This window comes from Rivularia sp. PCC 7116, from assembly GCF_000316665.1.
Taxonomy (GTDB): Bacteria; Cyanobacteriota; Cyanobacteriia; order Cyanobacteriales; family Nostocaceae; genus Rivularia.
In genome coordinates, this window is sequence record NC_019678.1 from 6,099,324 (window position 1) to 6,122,947 (window position 23,624).

The window sequence follows — 23,624 nt, forward strand, 5'->3', positions numbered from 1 at the left end:
ACATTAAATTGAGTCGGCTCTCAGAATCAGAACAATCAAAAATTATAGAAAATTAAGAGCTTATTTGGCGGGAACGCCAAGAATGCCATACATAGCCGCAAAAAGCTATGATTCCTAAGAAAAGCTGCACATTAGCCGTTCCCAAGCGGTCGTAACCGTAAAATTCACTGGGATAGACTATCTGGTTATAAGCCACAAATGGAATAGAAATAAAAGCCATTAAAGCTAAACCGAGCAAGCTGTATGAAAGAATTTCTTCACCATTTTGAATCGGGAATATTCGCCTTACCCAGGAAAATGGTGGTATGAAAACATGCCAAATACCACCTAAAATTAACATCAATCCGACCCAGATATGACCGCCGATAACATCTTCGAGATTGTCAACGCTTGCCATTCCCAAAAAATTCCAACTACCATCTTTTAAACCCACCAAGTAACCAAATATAATGCTTGGATCGAGAGTGGGATTGCTTATTAATCGGACGTTACCAAGATTAGCATCATAAATTCCACCAAAGAACATCGCTTTTAACACCAAAAGAAATGCACCTAAACCTAAAACAATCAAATGGTTGCCTAAAATAAAACCTAACTTTTTGGGATCGTTCCATTCATAGTGAAATTTCGCTACTATTCCGCCAGCGCTATATAAAACCTTGCTTCCGCGAAATACGTGAAACAACCCACCGGCACCTAAAACCGCTGAAGCTATTAAATGCACAATACCAATGACAAAATAAGGATAAGTATCTACAACTTGCCCATTAGCACCAATACCCCAACCTAAAGTTGCGAGATGAGGTAACAGAGTCATCACCTGCTCGTACATCGGTACATCAGGAGCAAAGCGCAATACCTCGATGATAGTAATACTTCCAGCCCAAAACATGATTAAACCTGCATGAGCGATATGTGCACCTAATAATTGTCCCGACAAATCTGTCAAACGAGCATTACCAACTAACCAAGGTGAGTCTGTACCTGATGCAAAAGTTTTATCGGTTGAAACAGCCACAATTATTATCCTTTTCCAAAATTTTTGATGACGGAAGTTTTATTTAGAGACGCTGCATAAAACAACGTCTCCATAATAATTACGATTCGCTACCAACAACTCCTACAGAATCTAATGCTTTACCAAACTGTTTGAAATCAACACCAATAGCTCGTAGCGCGTGCCATAAATGTCCTTGCAAGAAGAAGAAAGCAAGGAAGAAATGAGCGTTTGCTAACCATGCTCTAGCTGTATGAGCGCCGTATGGTAAATCTATAGTGTCAGCAAAATAGGGGCAAATGCCAAATTTTAGTTCTAGAGCGGGGCCATAAAATTCAACTGGATAAGCCAAGGTATTAACCGCACAATAGTAAGATGCAACAAATCCAGCCAAGGCTATTCCTCCCAAAGAATAAGAAAGAATTGCTTCACCAGAGAAGATTAAAGCTTTCTTCGCCCAAGGTAAAGGTTCTTGGATGATATGCCACACTCCGCCGCCAATCAACATTACACCGACATAAATATGTCCTCCCACCAAGTCTTCGAGATTATCGACACTAGCAAAATGAAATTGATAACCATAGATAACCAGAGGGTTAAGAGTTGGATTCGTGACGGTGCGGACAGTCTCAGATGCAGCATCATAGAGTCCGCCAAAGAACATTGCTTGAGCAGCTAACAACAATGCTCCGACTCCTAAAAACAATAGATGATGTCCCAAAATAATCCCTAATTGCTTGGCATCATCCCATTCAAAGTGGAACTTACGAGCTTGTCCCGTCGCATCTTTCAAATTCTTCGGAGCTTTGAAAGTATGGAATAAACCACCCGCAGCTAAAACAGCAGATGAAATTAGGTGTATAACTCCGATAGCGAAATAAGGGTATGTATCAACTACAATTCCACCATCTCCGACACCAAAACCTAAAGTTGCTAAATGAGGCAATAAAATCAACCCTTGCTCGCCCATTGCTATATCAGGGTTATATCGAGACAGTTCAAATAGAGTAAACGAACCAGCCCATAGAGTAATTAAAGCTGCTTGCGCTGCATGAGCGCCGACAAATAAACCGGATAAATTGGCAAAGCGTGCATTACCAGCCCACCAATCATATTTAACTTTAGGATTATCGTAAGTTTGCATTGTTTAACGTCATCTCCTTGTTGCTATATTTCTGCAAGAATTTGGCTTTAATTACTGCTCGACCTCTTTTGCTCAAAGCAGATGAATTAATTGCCGCAATCTTTAGTTTTTATTGAAGCCTGTATTTGTTGGAATAACTACGCACCAAAGCTTTTAGAGCATTAAAGTTTCTCAAACGCAACCGATTCGCGGACTTACCGCAAAAGACACCGCGCTTTTTTGTTTTGACTTAATGCTTAGTTTATTGATAAAGATTTTTATTAACAAGAGTATTTACAAAAATTAATAGTTGCAATTCAGATGGACTTGAGGGAATCATATCAAACCCGGTTACACCGGTTTGGGATAAAAAAACTGCTGAGAGGGTATTTATAAATCAAAAATGGGCGTTGCTGAATCCGAGTATTTATTGTACTGAAGAATTCAGGTACAGTGGCACGAAGACCCTTATCCCATAGAATGTAATTAAGCCTATGATAGTAACATAACCCAAGCGAAAACATGGGAAAAAGCTTGAAATTGTTCGAGAAAATCACTTGAAGAATTTATAGCTGAATCCTGCCAATACCCTTAACATAAAAATGGCGATCGCCATTTTTATCAACTATGTTCGATTGTTACAAAAACCGTTTTCATACTAGGGTAGTATCCAGTAAAATCCAATAAACAATCCCTACCTGCTCTAATAGATAGGTGATTGATTGTTAAATAGTTAAGTTACAAATTGACTGCCACGCACCTTTGCGTAGTGGTCAATTTTGATTTGGGATTAGATAACCCATATAGATACCAATACTAAGCTTAGCTACATCTAAGAACACAGGGCGAGTAGTTTCATCGAATACTGCAAAAGCCAGTAAGCCCAAAAGACTTACCATCACCACTGTTCCAAGAATTAACTCTTTGAAATTGGGTTGCGACATGAGCCTCCGTATATTTTTTAATATCTATACGATGACTAAGAATATAATATACCACATAGTAAGAAAAGATAAATGTAGCCAGTTTCTAATTAGTCATAGTCAAAAACTGCCTAAATTAATAACACAAATACCCACATGAACTAATACAAGAATAAACCACACAAGTTACTCACCAAAAAATATACAACCCAAGTAGAATGAATGGGTAAACTTGTCGTTGACATCCGTGTTCATACTAATCTAAATTATTTTTTACAAGTAGCAACAGTCATATGTTAAATAATTTAATGATTAATTTATTAACTATTGTAGAAGGTGAGTACCTTTAGGGGAGAAGTTAAAAGTTAAAAGTTAAAAACTCAGAATCACAAGTATCTCAAATCTTGCAGCAGTGACTCTACTAAGAGTTTATTGTCGGAATAAAATGATGCTAGTATTTATGTCTTCTGACGAATAGGAATTTTAATAGTGATAGTTGAACCAGTATTTGGAGTTGAAGCACATTCAATTATGCCACCATGCTGCTGTTGAATAATTTGATAGCATACTGACATACCCATTCCCGTACCCATACCTACAGGTTTTGTTGTAAAAAATGGGTCAAATATGCGTTTAATAATGTTTTTTGACATTCCAATGCCCGTGTCAGTAATAGTGATTTTTACCCAGCGATAATCAACGAGAAGCGTATTAATTTTTATTTGTTTTAGTTGAGATGATTTATTTTCTTCAAGTGCATCGATTGCATTCGTAAGGATATGCATAAAAGCTTGATTCAATTCGCCCGGATAACATTCTAACTTAGGCAATACTGCATAATCTTTAACTACTTGAATTTGAGACTTGGGCGATTTAACTAACCTATGCTGGAGAATAGTTAGAGTGCTTTCAATTCCTTCGTGTATATCAACTAATTTAATTTCGGCTTCATCTAAACGTGAAAAATTTCTTAATGATTCGACTATTGACTTAATTCTTTGGCTACCGATACGCATAGAATTCAGAGTTTTGTACAAATCCTCTTGAATAAATTCTAGCTCTATTTCTTCTGCTTTTTTAATAATACTTTCAGTAGGTTGAGAATATTCTGTTTGGTAAGTTTGTATAAGTTCCAAAATATCTCGAATATATTCATTAGCATGAATAATATTGCCATGAATAAAACTAACTGGGTTGTTAATTTCATGAGCAATACCAGCTACTAGCTGTCCCAAGCTCGACATTTTTTCACTTTGAATCAGTTGAGTTTGAGTTATCTGTAGTTGTTGCAAAGTTGCTTCAATTTTTTCTTTTTGTATTTTTGCTTGTTCTGCTGCAAGTTGAGTTTGGGCATATAATTGAATCTGGTTGATGGCAATAGCAATTTGATTGGCTACACTTTGAATAACTTCTAAATCGGAAATATTAAAAGTCGAGCGATTAAGGGTATCCTCAGTGTGATTTCCCACAAAGAGAATATGATTGAATTCATTTTGCACGCAAAACGGTACGGCGATAAAGTATTTTACTTCTATTTCTCGTTGGTAGTTAGGAGAAAGTTTATAATAATTTTTACTATTAATGAATAATCCTTGATTATTAGCGATTAAACGATAAAAACAAGGATTATCATTGCCAAAATCTTTATTTTCAGAGTAACCATATTTAGCAATAGGCATAAAATGGTTGTCTTTTTTTTTATATATAATAGTCTTATCAAATCCAACTTTATCAGCCAAATACTCGACAACAATTTCATAAATCTGTTGAATATCAGTAGCCGCGCTAATTTCTTCGTATAAAAATTGTAAAAATTTAAATGTTTTTTGCTGCTTTTTAACTTTTAATCGCTGCTCGGCTAAAGCTGATTCCAATCGAATATTATCCTGAGTTAAGGAATCAATCTCTTGCTGCATTTCTTCTATATCTGAAATATCTGAGAACATTTTATTATTCTAAGTAAAACTAAATTATATAAAATCACAAACTTATTCAATTCCTACCAATACACCTGTATAAGCATGACAAATATTTTGACCATTAAAAGGAGCTATTTCTGTAAAAGCGAAAAATCCCATAAAACCGCTATTTTTTCCGAAAATATTGAATAAAACATCTATATCTGTTTCTGTTTCTTCTCCAAATAAAAGCGAACCGCGTCCATCACAGTTAAAATAGAAGTAACTAGCATTTTCCGGCTCTTTCATAGAAGCAAGAAGATTGTCAACCATATATTGAGTTGTGCTTAACACTTGATTGATATTACGGCGAGTAAAGCGAAAAACCAATCCCTCCGGCATTTCTGAACTAACTTGAATAGTATTTTCTGTTTCGCTGTAGCTTACAATTGCTCGGATAAATGTGTCTTGAAAATATCCCTTATCTTTTGAATGTCCACCCAATCCCAAAATGTTTTGTACTCTTGATATATCAGTTAAATTTTTAAGTCCCAACAAGGATGTAACTACTTCTAAAGCTGGTTGTTCATCAATTTCATAAATAGTGTTTCCGCAGGCTCTAGTAATGCAACGATATTTTCCAAAAGCTTTTGAACCGTGGCTAATTCCTATAGAATAATCGAAATCTCCTGACATTAAAAAACCGCTGACTCCGTGTTTAGTAATGCTTTGATTGCAAAACTGTAGAGTATGGGGTACGAGATAATCGTTTGCTGCTCCACCGCCGACTATTTCTAGCTTATGTTGGTAATGATCTTCGATACTTTGAAAAAGACTAGTTGAATTTAATGTTTTGGCATCAGGGAATAAAAACAGAAGCTGTTTGGTTGATTCGCTTAATTTTAAATTGTTTAACTTGCTTGCAATTTCACGCCCAACTTTCTGAGAACTTTCCTCTAATTCATCAAAAATAAATGGATGAGAATTAATCACATTCGATTGCAAACCCATTAAAGCAATGGAATGACTGGATTCATCGTGTCCCAGATGAGTAATATTACCAAAACTAGTACAACCGCAAATCGGTACATCTGCGATTATTGATTTAATTCCTTTTAATATTAAAGATATATCGTGTCCAATGCTAGCGAACAATAAGAGAAAATCCGGCTTCTTGCCAATTTTCTCCACAACTTGTTTTGCTGCAACTTCCCCTGATGTAAAAGAATCATAGTTTCGACAATATGCTATGGCACGATTTAATTTCATAACCAGATTTAAATTTACTACAGCACAAAAGTGCCCTTAGAATTTATGATTCCCAAAAAAATGCCAAAATATATACTTAACAACTCAAATTTTGATAATTATCTAAGATAATTGGCTTCCAGCAGGGGCGGCTGTAGTAAATTAAAACGGGATAATTTCACCGATTTCAACTTCTTCCGGATATCTTTTCAATTTGTTGGGTAAATTCATCAGTTTCAGAACCCAATTGCTGCGCTAATTCTAAACCTTTTTGAAAAGCTGCAAGCGCCGATTGATTTTCTTGACGCTGTAAATAAATTTTACCTATTTGCTCGTAGGCATTCATCATACCGTAAAAATTAGCAGCTCGTTCTTCTGCTTGTAATAAAATCTGACTTGTTTGCAAAGCATCTTCTGTTTGACCTTCTGCAATATATAATGACACTAACCTCTGTAAAGCTTCAGCAGCACGGACATATTGTTGAAAATCCCAAGCCATAGTGTAAGCTTCTTGATAATTTTTAAAAGCTTCATCGACTAAATTAGAATTTTCTTTTGCCAAAACTTCGTAATCCGCACCTATAGCTAATTTTAATGCTGATAGCTTGGCAAAATCATTTCTTTGACGGTAAATCAACGATAGCTTTTTACGGGCATCTATTGCTTTTCTAGGCTGTTTTGTACGGTCATAAATGTAAGCTAAATCTTGTAAAGATTGCTCAACATCGTTATTATTAGAAACCAAAACTAATAATCGCTCGTAGGTAGTTGCTGCTGCTGGATAATCAAACCAATCAAGGTGAATTTTGGCAATAGTTTTCAGCGTTTCTACCTCCGCAGCAACATCCGAATTACCCCGCGCAATTATCAGAATTTGATTGTAAGCTTCCACTGCTAAGTTAGGCGATCGCACTTGCAGATAAGCCTCACCCAAAGCCTGCAATATCTGTACGCTAGGTGTCTGCTGTTGCTCAAGCTGTTTTTGAATGACTTGCAATCGCTGAGTAATATATCTTATTTGTTGGCGATTGTTGCGAGTGTAAGCAATCCCACCAACTCTTTTTAATGCTTCAATTTCTGCTAGCGTACCCAAATAACGACGCAAACGCAATTCCCGATTCCAAGTAGCAAATGCTCCTTCAGTATCCCCCGCTTGCAGTTTTGCAATTGCTTCTCGATTTAATTTATCCAAAGCAGCCTCTAAAGAACGCTTTTCTTCCAAACTTAACGGTTGCTGACTGGCACCTTGTGGAAGCAATGGATCGGGTACAGTAATCTCTAATGGAGAAGGTGGAAACTCTTTCGGTGGCAATGGTTTTTTTTCTTTTGCCAACGTCAACGGAGTCCATATCAAACAAATTGCAATAGTCGTAGTAATCGTAAAACTTAAACGTTGTATATTTAGCATTTTGCTAGAGTGGGAAACGGTAAATAAGCCATAAGCCATAACAATTATAAAAACTATTCGATATCAACTAATCCCATGACGAATATTCCCATTTCTTTTCTCCAGCACATTTTTACATATGTTAAATCTAACTTCTTGTACGATTCTCAACAAGCCCAGAGAAACCCGGTTCCTCATGGTAAAAGCATAATTATTTCGTTATGGAATCGAAAAGAAACCGGGTTTGTGAAATTAGTGCAAGATATCAGTTACATCCTACTCATAAAATGCAATATCAAATGTAGTGCAATGTAGTCTCTATCAAACAAACTTTGTTTAAATTCTTTGCGCGCATCCCAACGTGCAAGTACTTCAGTTTAATATACCTTTATCTAAAAAATTTTCATCCAAAATTTTTATTCTATATAATGTCGCACTCTACTGATATACCAACCTTGGCTCGCTGGATGGCTTCTGATTTTAGTAATCAAGAACAAGCCTTTGAAAACCCACCTTTTTTTGCCCATATTCGGGTATGTATGCGTCCTTTACCCATAGATTTGTTATCGGGAGTAAGCTTTTATGTAGAGCAAGCTTACGATTATATGCTTAATGACCCCTATCGGGTTGCAGTTAATAAATTAGTTGATGGTGGAAACCATATAATAATTGAAAATTACAGAGTTAAAGATGCACAAAAGTTTTATGGCGCATCTCGTGACTTAGAACGTCTCAAAGCATTAGAGCCAAACCATTTAGAAAAGCTATCTGGCTGTAACATGATTGTAGAATGGACTGGGAACAGCTTCAAAGGAATGGTAGAACCAGGTAAAAGCTGCATCGTATTTCGCAAAGGGCAAAACACTTATCTTGACAGCGAATTTGAAATCGACGCAGAAAAATTTATCAGCAGAGACAAAGGCAGAGATTTAGAAACTGACGAACATATTTGGGGTTCAGTGGCAGGTCCTTTTCATTTTGTCCGCTGGCACAGCTTTGCAGAGGAAGTAAAAGTTTAATAATTTTCACTCATAACTAGCCAAATCCATGCGCTGCTAATTCCACCTGATGAAAATAAGGAACTCTTTCAACCCAACTTTCCCAAGTACCATTAGGATAAAGTTTTATTAAGCGAAATCCTGGCGGCTTGCCATCTAAAGCAAATTTCTTGCTTCTTGGCTGAAACTGGACGCAAGTTGAAGGAGTTCCTAAATAATCCACACCTTGCCGTTGAACATAGAATTCTTGGTGTATATGTCCAAAAAACACCAATCGGACTTGCGGATATTTATCCAAAACCGCAAATAATTCTTGTGAGTTTTGCAAGCTACTATTGTCCAGCCAACGAGAATTGATCTTAAAAGGAGGATGGTGAAGCGCTATGGCTGTTGGCTTGTCTGCTGTCATGCTCAACTGTAAATCTAGCCATTCTAAAGTTTCTCCACGCAAATAACCATGCACTTCATTCTTTACTGAAGAGTCTAACAATACAAAATTCCATCCACCGCGCTCAAAACATTTACGACGAGAAACCAATCCCAAATTTAAAACTTCATTCATGATTGCCAAATCATCATGATTTCCTGGGAGCCAATAACTAGGAAGAAATAACGGACTCAGCAGATTTTGCAAATTGCTATAAGATTGTGGCGTACCATCACCCGACAAGTCTCCCGTCAGCAACAATAAATCAAGTTCCTCTCGTAGCTTTTTCAAACCCTCAATAACAGCATGGAAAGACTCTGTAGTAGGCATTCCCACGAATTGTTTCTGCTCCGAAGCAAATAGATGCATATCTGTTATCTGAGCAATAGTTATGGTCGAAACTTCTTTCATCTTTGGTGATACCAGTCTAATGCGAGTCTTAATATCTAATCCTCCTCTGTAGTTATAGCTTACTCATATGATTGTAAATAATACTTCCTCCGTAAAATATTCATACTGTAAATAATGCAATCTCATTTTGGTTACATATACGTTGGTTTTTACTCAAGCAATTAAGTAAAAACCGAAATACATTCCTAATATATTATACTATTTTGGTATTTTTATCTGTTTTTCATCTATCTTAAGGTATAAAAATATATATATAATATTTTTTAACACAGAAATTGGAAAAAGTATAAATACTGCCTTATGCAAAAGCAAAGGTATTATACGTAACGTCAAATACTAGCACAGATAAAACAGAATGCAAATCTGGGCGGACAGCAAAAATATAGTTGAGGTTTTAGGCATATAAAACAAGACTTTATGGACTTATTACGGGTAGGAACGACAATTCTAGACTTGTGTATCTTCCCAGACTGTTATGAGAAAACATAGTTTTAGAAAGAAATTATATAATTGCCTACAGTTAACGTCTTCCTTTAGTGCGGTTGAAAAAAATAATGTAGTGGGGGTAGATTTATATAAAAACTTTTGATAGAATTAAAAACGCAAATGCGGCGACATAGCCAAGTGGTAAGGCAGAGGTCTGCAAAACCTCCATCCCCCGGTTCAAATCCGGGTGTCGCCTTTGTTTATATTCCGTTGTTTCCCGCTTCTCAAGCGCCTTCTAGCCCCGAGGAGCGGATTCTTCGTTTGTTCCATTTTAGGTCAAATCCGGTAGAATCAACTCACGGTTTTAGGCACAAATTTAGTCCAAGTTTTAGCTACCATTTAAAATTTGAGAAAAGCTGCTCAGTTGAGTATTGCGTGTGTGTCCGCTTGAAATTGGGTGACATCTATAAAAAACAGTCCCTTAAAAACTTTGGGGTAAATTTTTATGGATATTAGTAATCGTCTTGCTCAAGCAAATGGTAGATTGCGAGCTTCCAAAATTGGCATAACTATCGACCAGCGTGGAAATACTTTATGGCTAAGAGGCACATTCCCGCCGAAATTAAATTCACGTAAAACAAAGCCCCACCAACAAAGAATATCTCTGAAGACACAGGAACAACCTTTAGGAGTTAAAGCTACAATCGCAGGATTGCAGTATGCCGAGCAGCAAGCCAGAGCGATTCGAGTACAACTCGATAAAGGTCAGTTTGACTGGGCAGAGTGGCAATTAAGCCAAGCACCAAAACCGGAAACCGTTTCGGATTGGGTAGAAAAATTTGAAGCCGAATATTGGAGAAGAAGAAAGCGCAACCAGCAAACCGAAACAACCTGGAAGAAAGATTATCAAGTCGTTTTTCCAAAATTCGCAGAATTCGCCGACGATAGAGAATTATCTATTGATTTAATGATTGAATTCGCCAGCCTTAGCGAACCCGATACGCGGAGTCGTAAAAGAGTTTGTGACATTTTAGGTAGACTTGGTAAATTCGCAAAGCTCGGAAATTTAGAAGCAATCAAAGAATTAACTGGTAATTACTCTCCTGGAACAGTATCGCCAAGAAGTCTACCTACTGACAAGCAGATAGCTCAACAAAGAGATAAAATTACTAGCCCTGGTTGGCAGTGGATATATGGGATTTGTGCTGCATATGGTTTGCGTCCCCACGAAGCATTTCATGTTGATATGCTAGATTTCCCCACCGCTAGAGTTAGCGATGAAACAAAAACGGGAGAGCGATTTATTTATCCGCTTTATCCAGAATGGGCAGAAAGTTGGAACCTTAGAGAAATCGTTTTACCGAATTTAAAATCAATTGAAGATTCTTCCAATGCCAAACTAGGAACTAAAGTGTCTGGTTTTTTCTACGATTTTAAAATTCCGTTTCCTCCATACAACTTACGTCATTGTTATGCACGTAGATGTTTCGAGTTTGGTTTTACTCCCGATTTTGGAGCAAAGTTAATGGGACATTCAGTTACAACCCATTGCAAGACATATCGAGCTTGGATTGATGAAGCCACATACTTAAAAGTGTATGAAACATTAGTTAATAAAACAGGTAGACCACCTGTTCCTTAACTCAAAATTATCCGGAGGGGTTAATTAATAATAATCTCTCCGGAAAAATAAGGACGAAAAGCTTCATTGTAAAATTTAGAAAATGTAAAATAAAAGTACAATTGGTTAAGGAACTATAGCTGATGACATTAACTATCGGGTCAACTTCAGTACCCACCTTAGAAGAATTTTTACAACTGCCAGAGACAAAACCCGCAAGTGAATATATTGATGGGAAAATCTACCAAAAGCCTATGCCACAAGGAAAACACAGCCGATTACAAACTTGTTTATCTACTGCCATTAACCAAGTGGGAGAACCGAAAAAATTAGCACTAGCGTTGACAGAATTACGCTGTACTTTCGCAGGTAAATCTATAGTTCCAGATATTGCAGTGTTTGAATGGGAAAATATTCCCTTAGATGAAAATGGTCAGATTGCTAATAAATTTGAAATTCATCCCGATTGGATAATTGAAATTCTTTCACCAGAACAATCTGCAAGCAAAGTAATTCGTAAAATTACATTTTGCATAAAAAATGGTACAAAGTTAGGGTATTTTATTGATGCAGATGATAAATCAATTACAGTTTTTCAGCCCAATCAATTACCAGAAGTAAAAGAAAGTCTTGATATTTTACCCATGTTAGATGTTTTACAAGATTGGCAACTTACGGTTGAAGATGTATTTAATTGGTTAAGTTTTTCTAAATAAAAATCATTTAATCTTCCAATTGCAAAATTTGCCTAAAAAATAAAATCTATTCTTAATCAATTGCTTATAATAAATGCAGAATACCCGGCTGTGTACTATACGTGGGTAATGTCATGCTTTCAGACAACCTTAAACTCATAGAGCTACCAAGTACTGACGAATTAGCTTGCTCGGACGATATACCTGTGGATAACGAAGACCAGAATTTTCTGCCCAATATTCTATTATTCTTACTTAACTCAATTTGGGCAAGCCGTACTGATTGGTTTTTCGGCGTAGATATGGCAATTTACCATACAACAGGTGCTAACCCGAGAGTACCTGTTGTCCCAGATGGATTTCTGAGTTTGGGAGTAGAACGCAAAAAAGGTGGAAAATCTCGCAGGAGCTATGCAGTTTGGGAAGAAAATGACATAGTACCAATACTGACCTTAGAAATTGTATCGTACACTCCAGGTAATGAATACGACGATAAATTAGAAATTTATCGAAAACTTGGCGTACTTTACTACATAATTTACAACCCTGAATATTGGCAGCGCGACCAACATCAACCGCTGTCCGTTTATAAATTGGTGGATGGTAATTACGAGTTACAAATTAAAGAACCATTATGGCTACCAGAAATTGGTTTAGGAATTGGAAGACATCAAGGTGAAATTGGTGGAATTGAACAGGAATTTTTATCTTGGTATGACGAAAGTAGAAATCGTTATTTGATGCCAGAAGAAATTGCTATCCAACAAAAGCTTAAGGCACAAGCGGAAGAAGAAAGAGCAGAACGGTTAGCACAATATTTACGCTCAAAAGGTGTTGACCCTGATAATTTACCAGGCAATTAGTGATGCTCTAAAAATGAAATCGCAGCACCAAAGTTTTTTACTTTGGTGTTTTTTATTGTCAGCAATAAACTACCGAACAATTGCGATAACTTGGCATTAAAACTTTAACTCAAGTTAACTAGGAGGGATAATTAATCCCTCCAAGAAAATCTAACGGAAAGCTGCTGGAGTTGTAAATCCGTTCAACACAGCAGTAACATTGATTCTTATAAGACGATTCATTGAATCATTGCGTCTTGCATCCACCCAATGTAAACCTTCTTTCCATTGTCCAGAACTAATTCGGCGAAGAATGGAAGTACGGCTAAAACCTTTTCCCAACCTTTGTGATGCTTCTTGAATTGTTAACAGCTCCGCATCAGGCGGTAACTTATACATTGTTCGTTTAGCCAAGCTACTAACCTCCAAATTTTTATTGTTTTTCAGCCAAAGCATGAATTACTTGTTTGCAATAGTTTTTCTTCCATCCTTTTCGGACTTACCATAATTAAAACTATTGCGATTGGAAACAATTTAAAGTTTGAACATGTCTCAAAGTTCATAACATTCGAGACAATCAGCAAAAAAGCAGTTAAAGACAGCGATTTATAAACAAACCTTTTTTCTGATTGCAAGCCCCCACTATGCAAGTGCAGAAAAATTGTTGTTTACCATACAATATCGCGCCGAATCTATCGATTAAACCTGTTTTGGCTCAAAAAGAAGCTCTTTGAACTATTAATACACAAATTTTTGTATTTTGACAATTTTTTGGATAAACGAATATTTAATAGCAAATATCAAGCTGTATAATAACCTGTAATTAAAAGATTTCTGAATACGTAAATAAATAAAAATTAGCATTACTGTAAATCTAATCAGGATAAGACTTACAAAAATCATCGTAAGTAGTTAAGTAAAAAACTATAGTATTAATGAAACATAGAGATAACCGAATACTTAGATTCAGCTATATTTCAAAAAAAATTGATTAATTCTGTTAAATTTGACCATTTTATAAACATTTCAGGCATTGCAAAAAAAATACTTAATAAGAAGTAGTTGCAAAGTAGAGATATATTGTTTTACTTAAGATGTTCTTTTTTCTACGTCCCTAATTTTGTAAGCCAGTTTACATTATTCTTTGATTGTTTATGAATTATTAATTTCATAAAATGAATTTTAAAACTAGTTATGTAATTACATAGGATGTTCAACTAAATATTGGTATAAAAACTTTTTTATTAAGCACAAAAAATAATTTTTAAAACTACAAATAGCAAAACAAATATCACTTTCGATAGATTTGTTTTCCTGGTAATTTAGTCATCATTTTTTATTAAGTGTTTTCGGCTACAGCAAAACCGTCAGAAAATTTGTTGATGGATTTTAATACCCGCGTAATTTTACAACGTGCGGATATTTACCAATCGATAATTGATTCCCTATTCACTCGCACTTAGAGTTTAAAGTTATGACTAAAAAATTTCGCGCATTTGCGGTTCGTATTCTAATAACACAGCATGGCTTACGCTTAGTGCAAAGATTGTGTAAGCTAAAAATGCGTTTAGTTGCTTCGTTCACAAATAACATTAGCTACTTGCCGTAAGGGCTAAATTCGGAAGGGAATAAGACATTAATCGATTCAACTTTCGTTCTTTCAACGGATGCCTTCTTAAGTTTGTGTTGCTCAGATACTAAGATTCTTAGAGCCATCAAGGAAGTAAAGAAGTTAGGAAGCAATTTTTGCCTTATCTACAACGCTTGCCCATCTATCTGCCAGTCCTCTAAGGATTTCTTCAATGTCGTTATCGCTCGCAGATAGTATTTTGACGCGCCAATCCATTTCTTCTGTACGAATCTTCAACCAAAAACTATCCTGAAATTCTTTTGGCATACAACCAAGCAAGCTGAAAAATTCTCCTGCTTCTAAATCAAGTTTTCCCGTGCGAAATCGACTGAGACGACTTTGATGAATTCCAGTCCAACCACTCACCTGTTTGGCTGAATAATCAAAAGCCAACAATAACTGATTAAAAATTTCTCTGTGCTGGCTCATCGCAACATTTCTTTACTTGTTGATTGCTGAATTAGCAATATTATATTTTTGTGATTGCTATTTCAGCAATGCTTACTTTTCAAGGAAGACGACTCACGCATAAGTGAGGCGGCTTTGAGTACCCATATCATAGCACCAACAACCGAGCGTGAGGTGGTGATTTTGAAGCGTCCAATTAATAGACCAATAATCGGCTTGAATGTTTCTTATTTTTAAATTATGACCCACAGAAATTGCTGCGTAAACGATAACTCTATCGAAAATAAACATAAAACACCTCTTTTTTATCGACTAACTCACGATGAATGGGTTGAAACTGTGAAAAACTTGACTGGAGCCGAAATTAAGGTGCTGTACTACTTGCGCTCGCTCGACCCTTTTGGCGATCGCCATCTAGAATACAGCATTACAGAAATGGCTAAAGAACTAAATATCTCCAAAGGAGCAGCATCAAAAGCAGTTAAGAAATTAGACCACGTTGGTTTGATTGAGGCACAAATATCGAAGGTCAGAATTAAAATAACCACTGACCAATACAAAGATACTGAGTTTCCTATAGGAAACAATGTTTCATATAGTGAACCACGGTTTCCTATAGGAAATCCGAGTTTCGTAGAGGAAACTGAGGTTTCTTATAGGAAACCACAATTTCCTATAGGAAACGAACAGCAGCTAGAACCTTTACCAGATGGTGATTTGAGAACTCTTCAGACTATTAAGACTTATTCAGACTTTATTAAGACTCTCTCAGACTACGACCGAGCGAGTTTTTTGAATTTTTGTCAAGAAAAAACGAAAAGTCTTAGCCAGGAGGTGATTGACCTAGAAGCGTGGTTGGCAAGCAAGACTAAAGCTGGAGAAAATCGTTGGGAAGTTCAGTACCGTTTCTATAAAGCTTCTCGAAGTTCCAGACATCAAGAAGAACTTTCTCGAATACAAGCAAGAGAGCAAGTAGAAAAATGGAAACACGAATTAGAAGAACAAACCGTTGCAGCGACTGTTGCTTGTAAAGAGTCGTTGTTGAAAGAGAACGATTGCCACCAAAAAAATGGCTCTTCCTGAAATCGTGAAAATTGAACCATAATTCCCAAAAGGATAAATACATGATTCATCAGATGCCCCCTGCAAATATAGAAGTTGAAGAAGCGGTACTCGGCGGAATACTTCTAGATCCCCAAGCCATTGTTAGAGTACGCTCTAACTTAATTCCAGAAGCTTTTTATATCAAAGGTCATTCCGATATTTATAGTGCTGCACTGCAACTTGATAATCAAGGTAAACCAACAGATTTACTAACTATTATCAGTTGGCTTAACGACCACGATTTACTTAAAAACATAGGTGGTAGGAATAAATTAGCAACACTTGTAGACCGCACTGTATCAGCCGTAAATATTGATTTTCTTGCCGATTTAATTATGGAAAAGTACAGAAGGAGGCAATTGATAAGAGCGGGTAACGAAATCGTTCAACTCGGCTACCAGACAGAAATTGAACTACCACAGATATTAAATAGCTCCGAACAGAAAATCTTTCAAATTTCCAATCAAATAACTTGCTCAAATACCGAACACAACAGCACAATAGCCTTTGCTGCTTACAAAGAAATAGAAAATGTCAATCCTATTTATTCCACAGGATTTGAGCAATTGGATAAGTTGATAGTGGGATTTGAACCTGGTACTTTAACTTTGGTTGCAGGCAGACCATCAATGGGTAAAAGCGCTATCTCTTTAAATCTCGCATTAAGGATGATATTAGATCATTCTCTCCCAGTGATAGTTTTTTCATTGGAAATGACTAAAGAGCAGTTGGAATATCGTTTGTGGAGTTTAATCAGCATTGCTTCCGATTATAAAAATTGTGACCTTGTTCCGATACCGAGCGACCGCATCCGCAGACACCGAGCTTTGAGTGAAACCTTGGCTGATTGGGAATTAAGCAATATAAATAAAATTGTCAATATTGCATCAACTTTACCGCTCTACATTAGTGACAGTAGGGGGATTAAAGTTTCAGATATTGCTCACGAATGTCGTCAAATCAAGACCAAGAAAGGAAAAATAGGGTTAGTTGTAATTGATTACCTACAGATGATGGCTGAAGATTCTAGTGCCAATCGCAGTTATGAATTGGGAGGAGTAGTAAGGGAAATTTATAAAATGGCAGGCGATTTAGATGTTCCCATATTGGCACTTTCCCAAATTAATCGGGCTGTCGAAAGTAGACCAGTTAAACGTCCAACAATGAGTGACCTCAGCCAATCGGGGATTTTAGAGATGGTTGCCGATAACATTATCCTCGCATATAGGGACGAGTACTATAACCCGAATACTTCAGACCAAAAAATTTTAGAACTGATTGTGGCTAAAGCAAGACATGGAGAAACTGGAACAGCCACTGTTCTATTTGACAAATCTTATGGAGCTATTGCGTCTTTAATGGAATGAAATTTACGACAACAATCTTCACTTAAAAAAAATAGAACTCGTGAGCGGGATAATTATGAGTATAAATTCAGCTTCAATAATTTGTGACGAACAACAGAATCTACAAGCAAAGACTGTTGAAGAAAACGAAGAAAGAGTTACACCATCAATATCACCCTCATTCAACGTAGAACTTCAAATTGACTCTGAATTTAAAAATCTGATTCCTCCACTTTCTGTTGAAGAGAAAACACAATTGGAAGTAAATTTAAAAGAATTTGGCTGTATTGACCCTTTGGTAGTGTGGAAAGGAAAGTCTATTATCTTAGATGGTCATAACCGCTATGAAATTTGTACTAAAAATCAAATTTCATACAAAATTGTAGAAATTGACATGCCATCTAGAGATGATGCTATTTGCTGGATTGTTAATAATCAATTAGGACGACGCAATACTACACCAGAAGTTGCTAGTTACCTCAGAGGCAAGCGCTATCTGCATTTGAAGGGTAATCGTGAGAATAATTTAAAACAGAATTCCCCGAAGTGCAAGTTTTGCACTTCGGAAGAAGAATTAGAAGATGCTATCTCGATGGACAAAGCTAAATCTTTAGCTGCTGAATATAAAGTTAGTCCCAGAACAATCAAGAACGATGCGAAATTAAGCCAAGCACTAGACACTTTAGCTGATGCTTTGGGAGAAAAAGTTAAGCACTCAATTTTATCTCGTAGCCCAAAGATGACGAAAGAAGATATTTTATCCCTAGCTCAGGTAGCCCATACTCAAGGAAGTACTTTTGCTCAACAGATATTTGAGAATAAACGAGGAAACACAAGTATTGTTCAACAAATTAAGGATAAGCAGCGCGTTCCTAACCCCAGAATTGTAGGTGAAATCTGCCAAATTATTTCTAAGGGCGACCCAGATTTAAAGCAATATTCTCGATGTTGGTGCATAATTAATGCGGTGAACCTTCACAGTTGTGCTATTAAAACATGGAAAATGGACTTCCCCACAGTTAAACCTGAAAACTTAGAACCAACATATACTGTATCTGAAGAAATCGCTGCTCAAAATTGTCAACGCATTCAGCGATTAGCAGATATAGTTTGTAAGGACGGAGAAACTACCCATATAGCCGTACTTGAAGCGCTTTCAAGAATGCATGACCCCGCTAGTCTTACATCTAAACAGGAACGAATACTGTCTTTTTTGGAAACTGAATACGATTTATAAAATTGCGCCTGTAACTATTTGAAATTACAGAAAATATTGACTATTTTACTTTTAGCCCAAGCATGATAAGCTAAGGGCTATTTTTAATAAAAAAAATTATTAATGTTTCGCAGTTTAAGTAAACATTAATAGTTGTAATGAACAGCATAGTAAATATAATTTGTAATATTTAAGTAGAGTACTTAGATTGTTAGTAGCGATTTTAAAATTAAATCTATGTATTTTTACATTAATATTGAAATTACAATTAATATTTTGATACTTAAAATTTCAATAACAGCGTATTAATACACAATAAAATATTATATAAATGTAATATTTATAGTCATATTAAATAATATTCAATCGTAGAAAAATATGATTTTTATTTACCTCGATTGGATGATTAATTTTGAAGTTGAAACAAGTTATCAAAGAGAGAGAAAACGATTGGATTTGAATGTTAATGTCTTTAAGAACATCCCGTGATTCGATATCCCCAAGACTCTACGCCCCCTTTTATTCAATATCTAATTTTTCTTTATGGATTACTGCACTTGCAATCACAGTATTCAATGCAATTGTCAATCCAAATCTAGCAAGCTTTACAACAGTTATCTTGGGTATTTTTGCAACAGTTGCAATAGCTTGGAGACATAAATTTAATAGTCTGTTTACTTTTTTAGAAAAGCTTTCTGGGTACTATCGATTATCCACACCTATATTTATAATGTGTGGTACTTTTTTTCTGCTAAACGCACTATCAACACCAGCACAAGCACAGTTTTTTCAAAACGCAGAAACCTGGATGACTGGACAATTTACAGGTGCGGGAGAAGCTATTCCATTAGTATTTAACGTGTTGCGAGGTTTGTTTTTAATTTACTTAGGAATCTCTTTAGTAAAGGTAATTCAGGCCTCCAGGCAGGACGAAGATTGGCAAAATTTAGCCCGTACACCAATGATTATTTTAATTGCGGTGACAGTGGGCGATATTTTGGCGAATTTGATTATTGGTGGTGGAGGTGGTGCAGCACCAGGAGGATAAATTTAATTCGTAATTCGTAATATCACCCTCCGGGTGACGCAAGCTACGTAATTCGTAATTAACCAGCACAATTAAAAAATATGGAATCAGAAAAATCAAAGTATCGTAAGGTTAATGCGACTTTAGGTAAACAACCATCAATAGGACCTTTCCCCGCTGACCAGTTAGTTCCTTGGGCTATTATTTGTGGAAGTTCCTATTACCTTGTTCACGGTTTATTGCGATTGAATTGGGTTTGGACAATTTCAATTGCAGCTTGGGGAATTTCTACTTGGTGGGTAATGACAGCTAATGGTGCTTGGAGAATTTTATCGAAATTTGTTTCAACTCCTAACTGGACTAGGGTTGGTACACGCTATGAGCAGCTTGTAAACACAAAAACTGAAAAAGTTGATTCAAAGAGAACACATAAAAAATGAGCGTTCAATCAAAGATTGGTAAAAAATTAGTTGATAATGGTGCGGACAAAATTCGTTTAACACCATTAGAAGATGCTTTATCCTTAGTATCAATGCTACAGATAAATCTTCAAGGACGCTCTGTTGGTGCCTATGTTCTGAGGAAGGGTACTAACAATTTTATGATTCACTTCAGTTTCGAGTGCGCGGGTATTCATTCAACATTAAGGACAGAGCAAATCTCACCAGTATTCAACGCTATCGAATCAGGGTTGAAAGATTTACCACCAGGGGAACGTCTAACAATTCATTTAAGTTCTTTTACCGACGATAAATATAGACAGCAACAATTACAAAACCTAAGTCAAAACGCTCCCAGTCTAGAATTACAATACCTCTTAATGGGCGAACGCTCTCGCGTCCAACAATTAACACAAAAGGGCATCCGTAAACCCAAAACCCTGCGTTTGTATTGCACCTACACAATCGAACAAGATACCAATGGTGCAACCGATGCAATAGAAAAAGGACTTTCCAAATTAGAACGTTTATGGAAATCATTCACCGGCGAAATTAACGAGTTACAATTTGTTCGTATTGAGCGATTACTGTATTCTTCTTTTACCGATGGTTTCCAACTTTGGGAACAGTTGCTTTCTAATAAAATGGGTTTGAATATTCGTACCTTGGGTGCAGAAGAACTTTGGAAAATTCTATGGCAGCGCTTTAACGACACTCCACCACGACCAATTCCCCAACTTTTAGTTCTTGACGAAGACGGATTACATGAAGAAATTTATTCAGATATTGCCCCCAAATCTCTTCTGATGGAATCCGATTCTTCTGTCCCCATAGCAGATAAACGTTGGGTACATCTAAAAGATAAGTATATAGGAGCGCTTACCTTTGTAGAAAAACCCGGTGGCTGGACTGATAAAGAAAGGCAAATGCAGTATCTATGGGAGGTGTTATCAAAAGAAAGAATTTACGATACAGAAATCTATTGTCAATTGATGCGTGCGAATGAAACACTTGTAAAAACCAATATGCAGCGTCTGACAAAACAATCGAATACAAGTGCTGCTATCGCTCAACAGAAAAATTCGGTAGACGTAAAATCTTTACTCAACATCAAAAAATCAATCGACGCGCAGTCAGAACTATATGAAGGAGCAGTTCCTATTCATACTGCGGTAGTATTTTTGGTTTACCGGGATACCCGCGAACAACTAGATGAAGCTTGTCGTTACTTACAATCAAGCTTTCTTCGTCCTGCATGGGTGGTGAGAGAAACTGAATATCCCTGGCGGATTTGGCTACAAACTTTGCCTATCACCTGGGAACGGTTGATGACAGTTCCCTTTAATCGAAGACTGGTTTACTTGAGTGGGGAAGTACCGGGACTTTTACCTTTAGTCAGAACAAGGAAAGGTGATGGTGATGGTTTTGAATTAATTGCTTCTGCTGGGGGAACACCAGTATTTCTGAATCTATACACTCAACATAAAAACTTGGGATTATTTGCGACTACTCGTGCCGGAAAGAGCGTACTGGCATCGGGTATTATCACTCAAGCTTTAGCTCATGGAATGCCCGTAGTAGCAATGGACTATCCGAAACCTGATGGAACGAGTACCTTTACTGACTACACCAAATTTATGGGTGACGACGGTGCTTACTTCGACATAGGTAAAGAATCCAGTAATTTATTTGAATTACCCAACTTACGTTCCCTTCCACCCAAGTTACAGCAAGAGAGGTTTTCCGATTACAAAGATTTCCTTGCAACTGCTTTACTAACAATGATTGTGGGTAGTCGTCGGGGTTCTAGTAGTGCAGAGTCGCAAACATTAACCGATACGGTGCGTTCTATCCTAGCGTTAGCATTGAAAGCTTTTTTTGAAGATGATTTGATACGTGATAGATATGCTGCTGCATACGTTAATGGCTTTGGCTCTCCTGAATGGTCTACAATGCCTACCCTACATGACTTTTTAAGTTATTGCTCTCATGAGCGGCTGCGATTAGATTCGATGAGTGGTGACACCAAAGCTGCATTAGAGACGATTTTACTACGTTTGCGGTTTTGGCTTTCATCAAGAGTCGGACAATCCTTAGCTCAACCTTCTACCTTTCGTAGCGATGCGCGATTGCTAATTTTTGCATTGCGTAATTTATCAAACGATGACGATGCTGCAATTTTAAGCTTGAGTGCTTACAGCGCTGCATTACGGCGAGCATTATCAGAAAAAGCAAGCGTATTTTTCATTGATGAAAGTCCCATCTTGTTTGAATATGACTCAATTGCGGCACTGGTTGGAAGACTATGTGCCAACGGAGCAAAAGCAGGAATAAGAGTAATATTATCAGCCCAAGACCCGGAAAGTATTGCTCAATCTCCATCGGGAGCTAAGATATTTCAGAATTTAACTACTCGTTTAATTGGACGTATTCAACCCAATGCTGTTGATAGTTTCACTTCAATTTTGAAGTATCCGCAATCGATAATTGCTTGTAATGCAACAGAAAGTTTTTTTCCTAAGAAGGAAGGATTTTATTCTCAATGGTTATTAGATGATAACGGCATTTTTACAGGCACTCGTTATTATCCACCATTTAATTTACTAGCAATAGTAGCTAATAATCCCATAGAGCAGGAGTACAGAACTGCTGCGATGTCGAAATATCCAGATAAATTTGTAGCTGTCACAGAATTTTCCAAACAATTGTTAACAGCCCTATAAATCTACAAAGGTTAATTATGAAAAAAAGAAAACTAGTATTTTTTGGATTAGGAGGAGCAATTGTTATTTCTATTTTAGGAGTAAGTCATGCTCAAGCTTCATCGATACCATTTATTTTCAATACTATTAACCAACTAAAACAGGAGTTGCAATCAATAGACAACTATGTTGAGTCCGTACTCGAAAGTAAACTTGAACCTTTAGCTTCATCTTTAGGAAAAGATATAGAAGTTGCTATTAATGAAACACTTGGTGTATTGGGTTTACCGGACGCTATAGAAGCTCGCACAGAAGTTGAAAAAATAGCTGCAAGCTCAGATAATGCCATTAATACAGTTGAGCAAGTGACAAATGAAGTTGACCGCCAGATTACTCGTGCTGTTGTAGATAGTACTTTAAGTAAAAATGGTCAAAATTTGACCAGCGAAGAAGTTAAAAAAACCCAAAATTCTATTGAACGAGTTCAAGTTTACTCAGCCGCAGCGCAAGACGAGGTAGTAACACAAAATGTGATGAAGCGAATCGCTCAACAGAATACATCAACCGCAGCGATTTTAGGAGCAATGCGTGCGGATGGCTTGAAATCAAAACAATCTCAAGATTTAGCTAATCTTAATTTGACCAATATTTCAAGGTCTTTAGATGGTCAAAATCAAATGCGTAATAAGGAGATAGTTGGTCAAGGTTTTAGCAATCTAAGAACTGCTGCACAAGCAAAGCTGTTTTAAGAACGT

The 23,624-nt window shown here is 36.7% G+C and carries 20 protein-coding genes and 1 tRNA gene; 12 read left to right on the forward strand and 9 right to left on the reverse strand.

The window, feature by feature from the left end; translation table 11 throughout:
* Positions 1-52 precede the first annotated feature (52 nt).
* The 6 genes from RIV7116_RS23545 to RIV7116_RS23565 form a co-directional block, all read right to left on the reverse strand.
* Positions 53-1,018, reverse strand: coding sequence for a photosystem II protein (locus tag RIV7116_RS23545; protein WP_015120833.1), 966 nt, complete (start codon positions 1,016-1,018; stop codon positions 53-55).
* Positions 1,019-1,097: 79 nt separating this feature from the next.
* The gene (locus RIV7116_RS23550) at positions 1,098-2,141 is read right to left on the reverse strand and encodes a chlorophyll a/b binding light-harvesting protein (RefSeq protein ID WP_015120834.1); all 1,044 of its coding nucleotides are present in this window, start codon (positions 2,139-2,141) and stop codon (positions 1,098-1,100) included.
* Positions 2,142-2,893: 752 nt separating this feature from the next.
* Positions 2,894-3,064: a hypothetical protein gene (locus RIV7116_RS36005; protein ID WP_015120835.1), complete on the reverse strand. Its 171-nt coding sequence runs from the start codon at positions 3,062-3,064 to the stop codon at positions 2,894-2,896.
* A 437-nt stretch (positions 3,065-3,501) separates the two neighbouring features.
* The gene (locus tag RIV7116_RS23555) at positions 3,502-4,989 is read right to left on the reverse strand and encodes an ATP-binding protein (RefSeq protein ID WP_015120836.1); all 1,488 of its coding nucleotides are present in this window, start codon (positions 4,987-4,989) and stop codon (positions 3,502-3,504) included.
* A 42-nt stretch (positions 4,990-5,031) separates the two neighbouring features.
* On the reverse strand, positions 5,032-6,210 hold the full coding sequence (locus RIV7116_RS23560; protein WP_015120837.1) for an FIST signal transduction protein: 1,179 nt from the start codon (positions 6,208-6,210) through the stop codon (positions 5,032-5,034).
* A 166-nt stretch (positions 6,211-6,376) separates the two neighbouring features.
* On the reverse strand, positions 6,377-7,597 hold the full coding sequence (locus tag RIV7116_RS23565) for a lipopolysaccharide assembly protein LapB (protein WP_044291147.1): 1,221 nt from the start codon (positions 7,595-7,597) through the stop codon (positions 6,377-6,379).
* A 407-nt stretch (positions 7,598-8,004) separates the two neighbouring features.
* Between RIV7116_RS23565 and RIV7116_RS23570 the strand changes: the two genes are divergently transcribed.
* On the forward strand, positions 8,005-8,595 hold the full coding sequence (locus tag RIV7116_RS23570; protein ID WP_015120839.1) for a chromophore lyase CpcT/CpeT: 591 nt from the start codon (positions 8,005-8,007) through the stop codon (positions 8,593-8,595).
* 16 nt (positions 8,596-8,611) lie between these two features.
* Here RIV7116_RS23570 and cpdA read toward each other — a convergent pair whose 3' ends face one another.
* Positions 8,612-9,412 (reverse strand): 3',5'-cyclic-AMP phosphodiesterase, encoded by an 801-nt coding sequence (gene cpdA, locus RIV7116_RS23575; RefSeq protein WP_015120840.1) that lies wholly within the window; start codon positions 9,410-9,412, stop codon positions 8,612-8,614.
* Between the two features lie 610 nt (positions 9,413-10,022).
* Here cpdA and RIV7116_RS23580 point away from each other — a divergent pair.
* The 4 genes from RIV7116_RS23580 to RIV7116_RS23595 all read left to right on the forward strand — a co-directional run bounded on the left by RIV7116_RS23580 (position 10,023) and on the right by RIV7116_RS23595 (position 13,017).
* A tRNA-Cys gene (locus RIV7116_RS23580) sits at positions 10,023-10,094 on the forward strand.
* Positions 10,095-10,343: 249 nt separating this feature from the next.
* The gene (locus tag RIV7116_RS23585) at positions 10,344-11,480 is read left to right on the forward strand and encodes a hypothetical protein (RefSeq protein ID WP_015120841.1); all 1,137 of its coding nucleotides are present in this window, start codon (positions 10,344-10,346) and stop codon (positions 11,478-11,480) included.
* A gap of 122 nt (positions 11,481-11,602) precedes the next feature.
* A complete protein-coding gene (locus tag RIV7116_RS23590; RefSeq protein WP_015120842.1) occupies positions 11,603-12,175 on the forward strand; it encodes a Uma2 family endonuclease in 573 nt (190 codons plus the stop codon).
* Between the two features lie 113 nt (positions 12,176-12,288).
* Positions 12,289-13,017, forward strand: coding sequence for a Uma2 family endonuclease (locus RIV7116_RS23595; RefSeq protein WP_015120843.1), 729 nt, complete (start codon positions 12,289-12,291; stop codon positions 13,015-13,017).
* 150 nt (positions 13,018-13,167) lie between these two features.
* Here the strand turns inward: RIV7116_RS23595 and RIV7116_RS23600 are convergent, their stop codons facing one another.
* A complete protein-coding gene (locus tag RIV7116_RS23600) occupies positions 13,168-13,395 on the reverse strand; it encodes a hypothetical protein (RefSeq protein ID WP_232435718.1) in 228 nt (75 codons plus the stop codon).
* Positions 13,396-14,728: 1,333 nt separating this feature from the next.
* Complete coding sequence (locus RIV7116_RS23605; protein ID WP_015120845.1) at positions 14,729-15,055, reverse strand: hypothetical protein; 327 nt, start codon at positions 15,053-15,055, stop codon at positions 14,729-14,731.
* Positions 15,056-15,274: 219 nt separating this feature from the next.
* On the opposite strand from RIV7116_RS23605, the gene RIV7116_RS34140 reads away from it, so the two are divergent.
* The 7 genes from RIV7116_RS34140 (at position 15,275) to RIV7116_RS23640 (ending at position 23,618) form a co-directional block, all read left to right on the forward strand.
* Positions 15,275-16,117, forward strand: a complete 843-nt coding sequence (locus tag RIV7116_RS34140; RefSeq protein ID WP_015120846.1) for a MarR family winged helix-turn-helix transcriptional regulator — start codon at positions 15,275-15,277, stop codon at positions 16,115-16,117.
* A 41-nt stretch (positions 16,118-16,158) separates the two neighbouring features.
* Positions 16,159-17,505 (forward strand): replicative DNA helicase, encoded by a 1,347-nt coding sequence (gene dnaB / locus RIV7116_RS23615; RefSeq protein WP_015120847.1) that lies wholly within the window; start codon positions 16,159-16,161, stop codon positions 17,503-17,505.
* A 55-nt stretch (positions 17,506-17,560) separates the two neighbouring features.
* Positions 17,561-18,721 carry a hypothetical protein gene (locus RIV7116_RS23620; protein WP_015120848.1) on the forward strand — a complete coding sequence of 387 codons (1,161 nt, stop codon included), beginning with the start codon at positions 17,561-17,563 and terminating at the stop codon, positions 18,719-18,721.
* A gap of 439 nt (positions 18,722-19,160) precedes the next feature.
* On the forward strand, positions 19,161-19,748 hold the full coding sequence (locus RIV7116_RS23625) for a hypothetical protein (protein ID WP_015120849.1): 588 nt from the start codon (positions 19,161-19,163) through the stop codon (positions 19,746-19,748).
* A gap of 80 nt (positions 19,749-19,828) precedes the next feature.
* The gene (locus RIV7116_RS23630; protein ID WP_015120850.1) at positions 19,829-20,167 is read left to right on the forward strand and encodes a hypothetical protein; all 339 of its coding nucleotides are present in this window, start codon (positions 19,829-19,831) and stop codon (positions 20,165-20,167) included.
* Positions 20,164-22,890 (forward strand): hypothetical protein, encoded by a 2,727-nt coding sequence (locus RIV7116_RS23635; protein WP_015120851.1) that lies wholly within the window; start codon positions 20,164-20,166, stop codon positions 22,888-22,890. Before RIV7116_RS23630 ends, RIV7116_RS23635 begins: the two co-directional genes overlap by 4 nt.
* 17 nt (positions 22,891-22,907) lie before the next feature.
* Positions 22,908-23,618: a hypothetical protein gene (locus RIV7116_RS23640; RefSeq protein WP_015120852.1), complete on the forward strand. Its 711-nt coding sequence runs from the start codon at positions 22,908-22,910 to the stop codon at positions 23,616-23,618.
* Positions 23,619-23,624: the final 6 nt, after the last annotated feature.

What these genes read in the sequence shown, in the direction of transcription:
- RIV7116_RS23550 (WP_015120834.1), bottom strand. Translation starts at nt 2,141, where the DNA reads ATGCAAACTTACGATAATCCTAAAGTTAAATATGATTGGTGGGCTGGT.
- RIV7116_RS36005 (WP_015120835.1), bottom strand. Translation starts at nt 3,064, where the DNA reads ATGTCGCAACCCAATTTCAAAGAGTTAATTCTTGGAACAGTGGTGATG.
- RIV7116_RS23555 (WP_015120836.1), bottom strand. Translation starts at nt 4,989, where the DNA reads ATGTTCTCAGATATTTCAGATATAGAAGAAATGCAGCAAGAGATTGAT.
- RIV7116_RS23560 (WP_015120837.1), bottom strand. Translation starts at nt 6,210, where the DNA reads ATGAAATTAAATCGTGCCATAGCATATTGTCGAAACTATGATTCTTTT.
- RIV7116_RS23565 (WP_044291147.1), bottom strand. Translation starts at nt 7,597, where the DNA reads ATGCTAAATATACAACGTTTAAGTTTTACGATTACTACGACTATTGCA.
- RIV7116_RS23570 (WP_015120839.1), top strand. Translation starts at nt 8,005, where the DNA reads ATGTCGCACTCTACTGATATACCAACCTTGGCTCGCTGGATGGCTTCT.
- cpdA (WP_015120840.1), bottom strand. Translation starts at nt 9,412, where the DNA reads ATGAAAGAAGTTTCGACCATAACTATTGCTCAGATAACAGATATGCAT.
- RIV7116_RS23585 (WP_015120841.1), top strand. Translation starts at nt 10,344, where the DNA reads ATGGATATTAGTAATCGTCTTGCTCAAGCAAATGGTAGATTGCGAGCT.
- RIV7116_RS23590 (WP_015120842.1), top strand. Translation starts at nt 11,603, where the DNA reads ATGACATTAACTATCGGGTCAACTTCAGTACCCACCTTAGAAGAATTT.
- RIV7116_RS23595 (WP_015120843.1), top strand. Translation starts at nt 12,289, where the DNA reads ATGCTTTCAGACAACCTTAAACTCATAGAGCTACCAAGTACTGACGAA.
- RIV7116_RS23600 (WP_232435718.1), bottom strand. Translation starts at nt 13,395, where the DNA reads ATGTATAAGTTACCGCCTGATGCGGAGCTGTTAACAATTCAAGAAGCA.
- RIV7116_RS23605 (WP_015120845.1), bottom strand. Translation starts at nt 15,055, where the DNA reads ATGAGCCAGCACAGAGAAATTTTTAATCAGTTATTGTTGGCTTTTGAT.
- RIV7116_RS34140 (WP_015120846.1), top strand. Translation starts at nt 15,275, where the DNA reads ATGACCCACAGAAATTGCTGCGTAAACGATAACTCTATCGAAAATAAA.
- dnaB (WP_015120847.1), top strand. Translation starts at nt 16,159, where the DNA reads ATGATTCATCAGATGCCCCCTGCAAATATAGAAGTTGAAGAAGCGGTA.
- RIV7116_RS23620 (WP_015120848.1), top strand. Translation starts at nt 17,561, where the DNA reads ATGAGTATAAATTCAGCTTCAATAATTTGTGACGAACAACAGAATCTA.
- RIV7116_RS23625 (WP_015120849.1), top strand. Translation starts at nt 19,161, where the DNA reads ATGTTAATGTCTTTAAGAACATCCCGTGATTCGATATCCCCAAGACTC.
- RIV7116_RS23630 (WP_015120850.1), top strand. Translation starts at nt 19,829, where the DNA reads ATGGAATCAGAAAAATCAAAGTATCGTAAGGTTAATGCGACTTTAGGT.
- RIV7116_RS23635 (WP_015120851.1), top strand. Translation starts at nt 20,164, where the DNA reads ATGAGCGTTCAATCAAAGATTGGTAAAAAATTAGTTGATAATGGTGCG.
- RIV7116_RS23640 (WP_015120852.1), top strand. Translation starts at nt 22,908, where the DNA reads ATGAAAAAAAGAAAACTAGTATTTTTTGGATTAGGAGGAGCAATTGTT.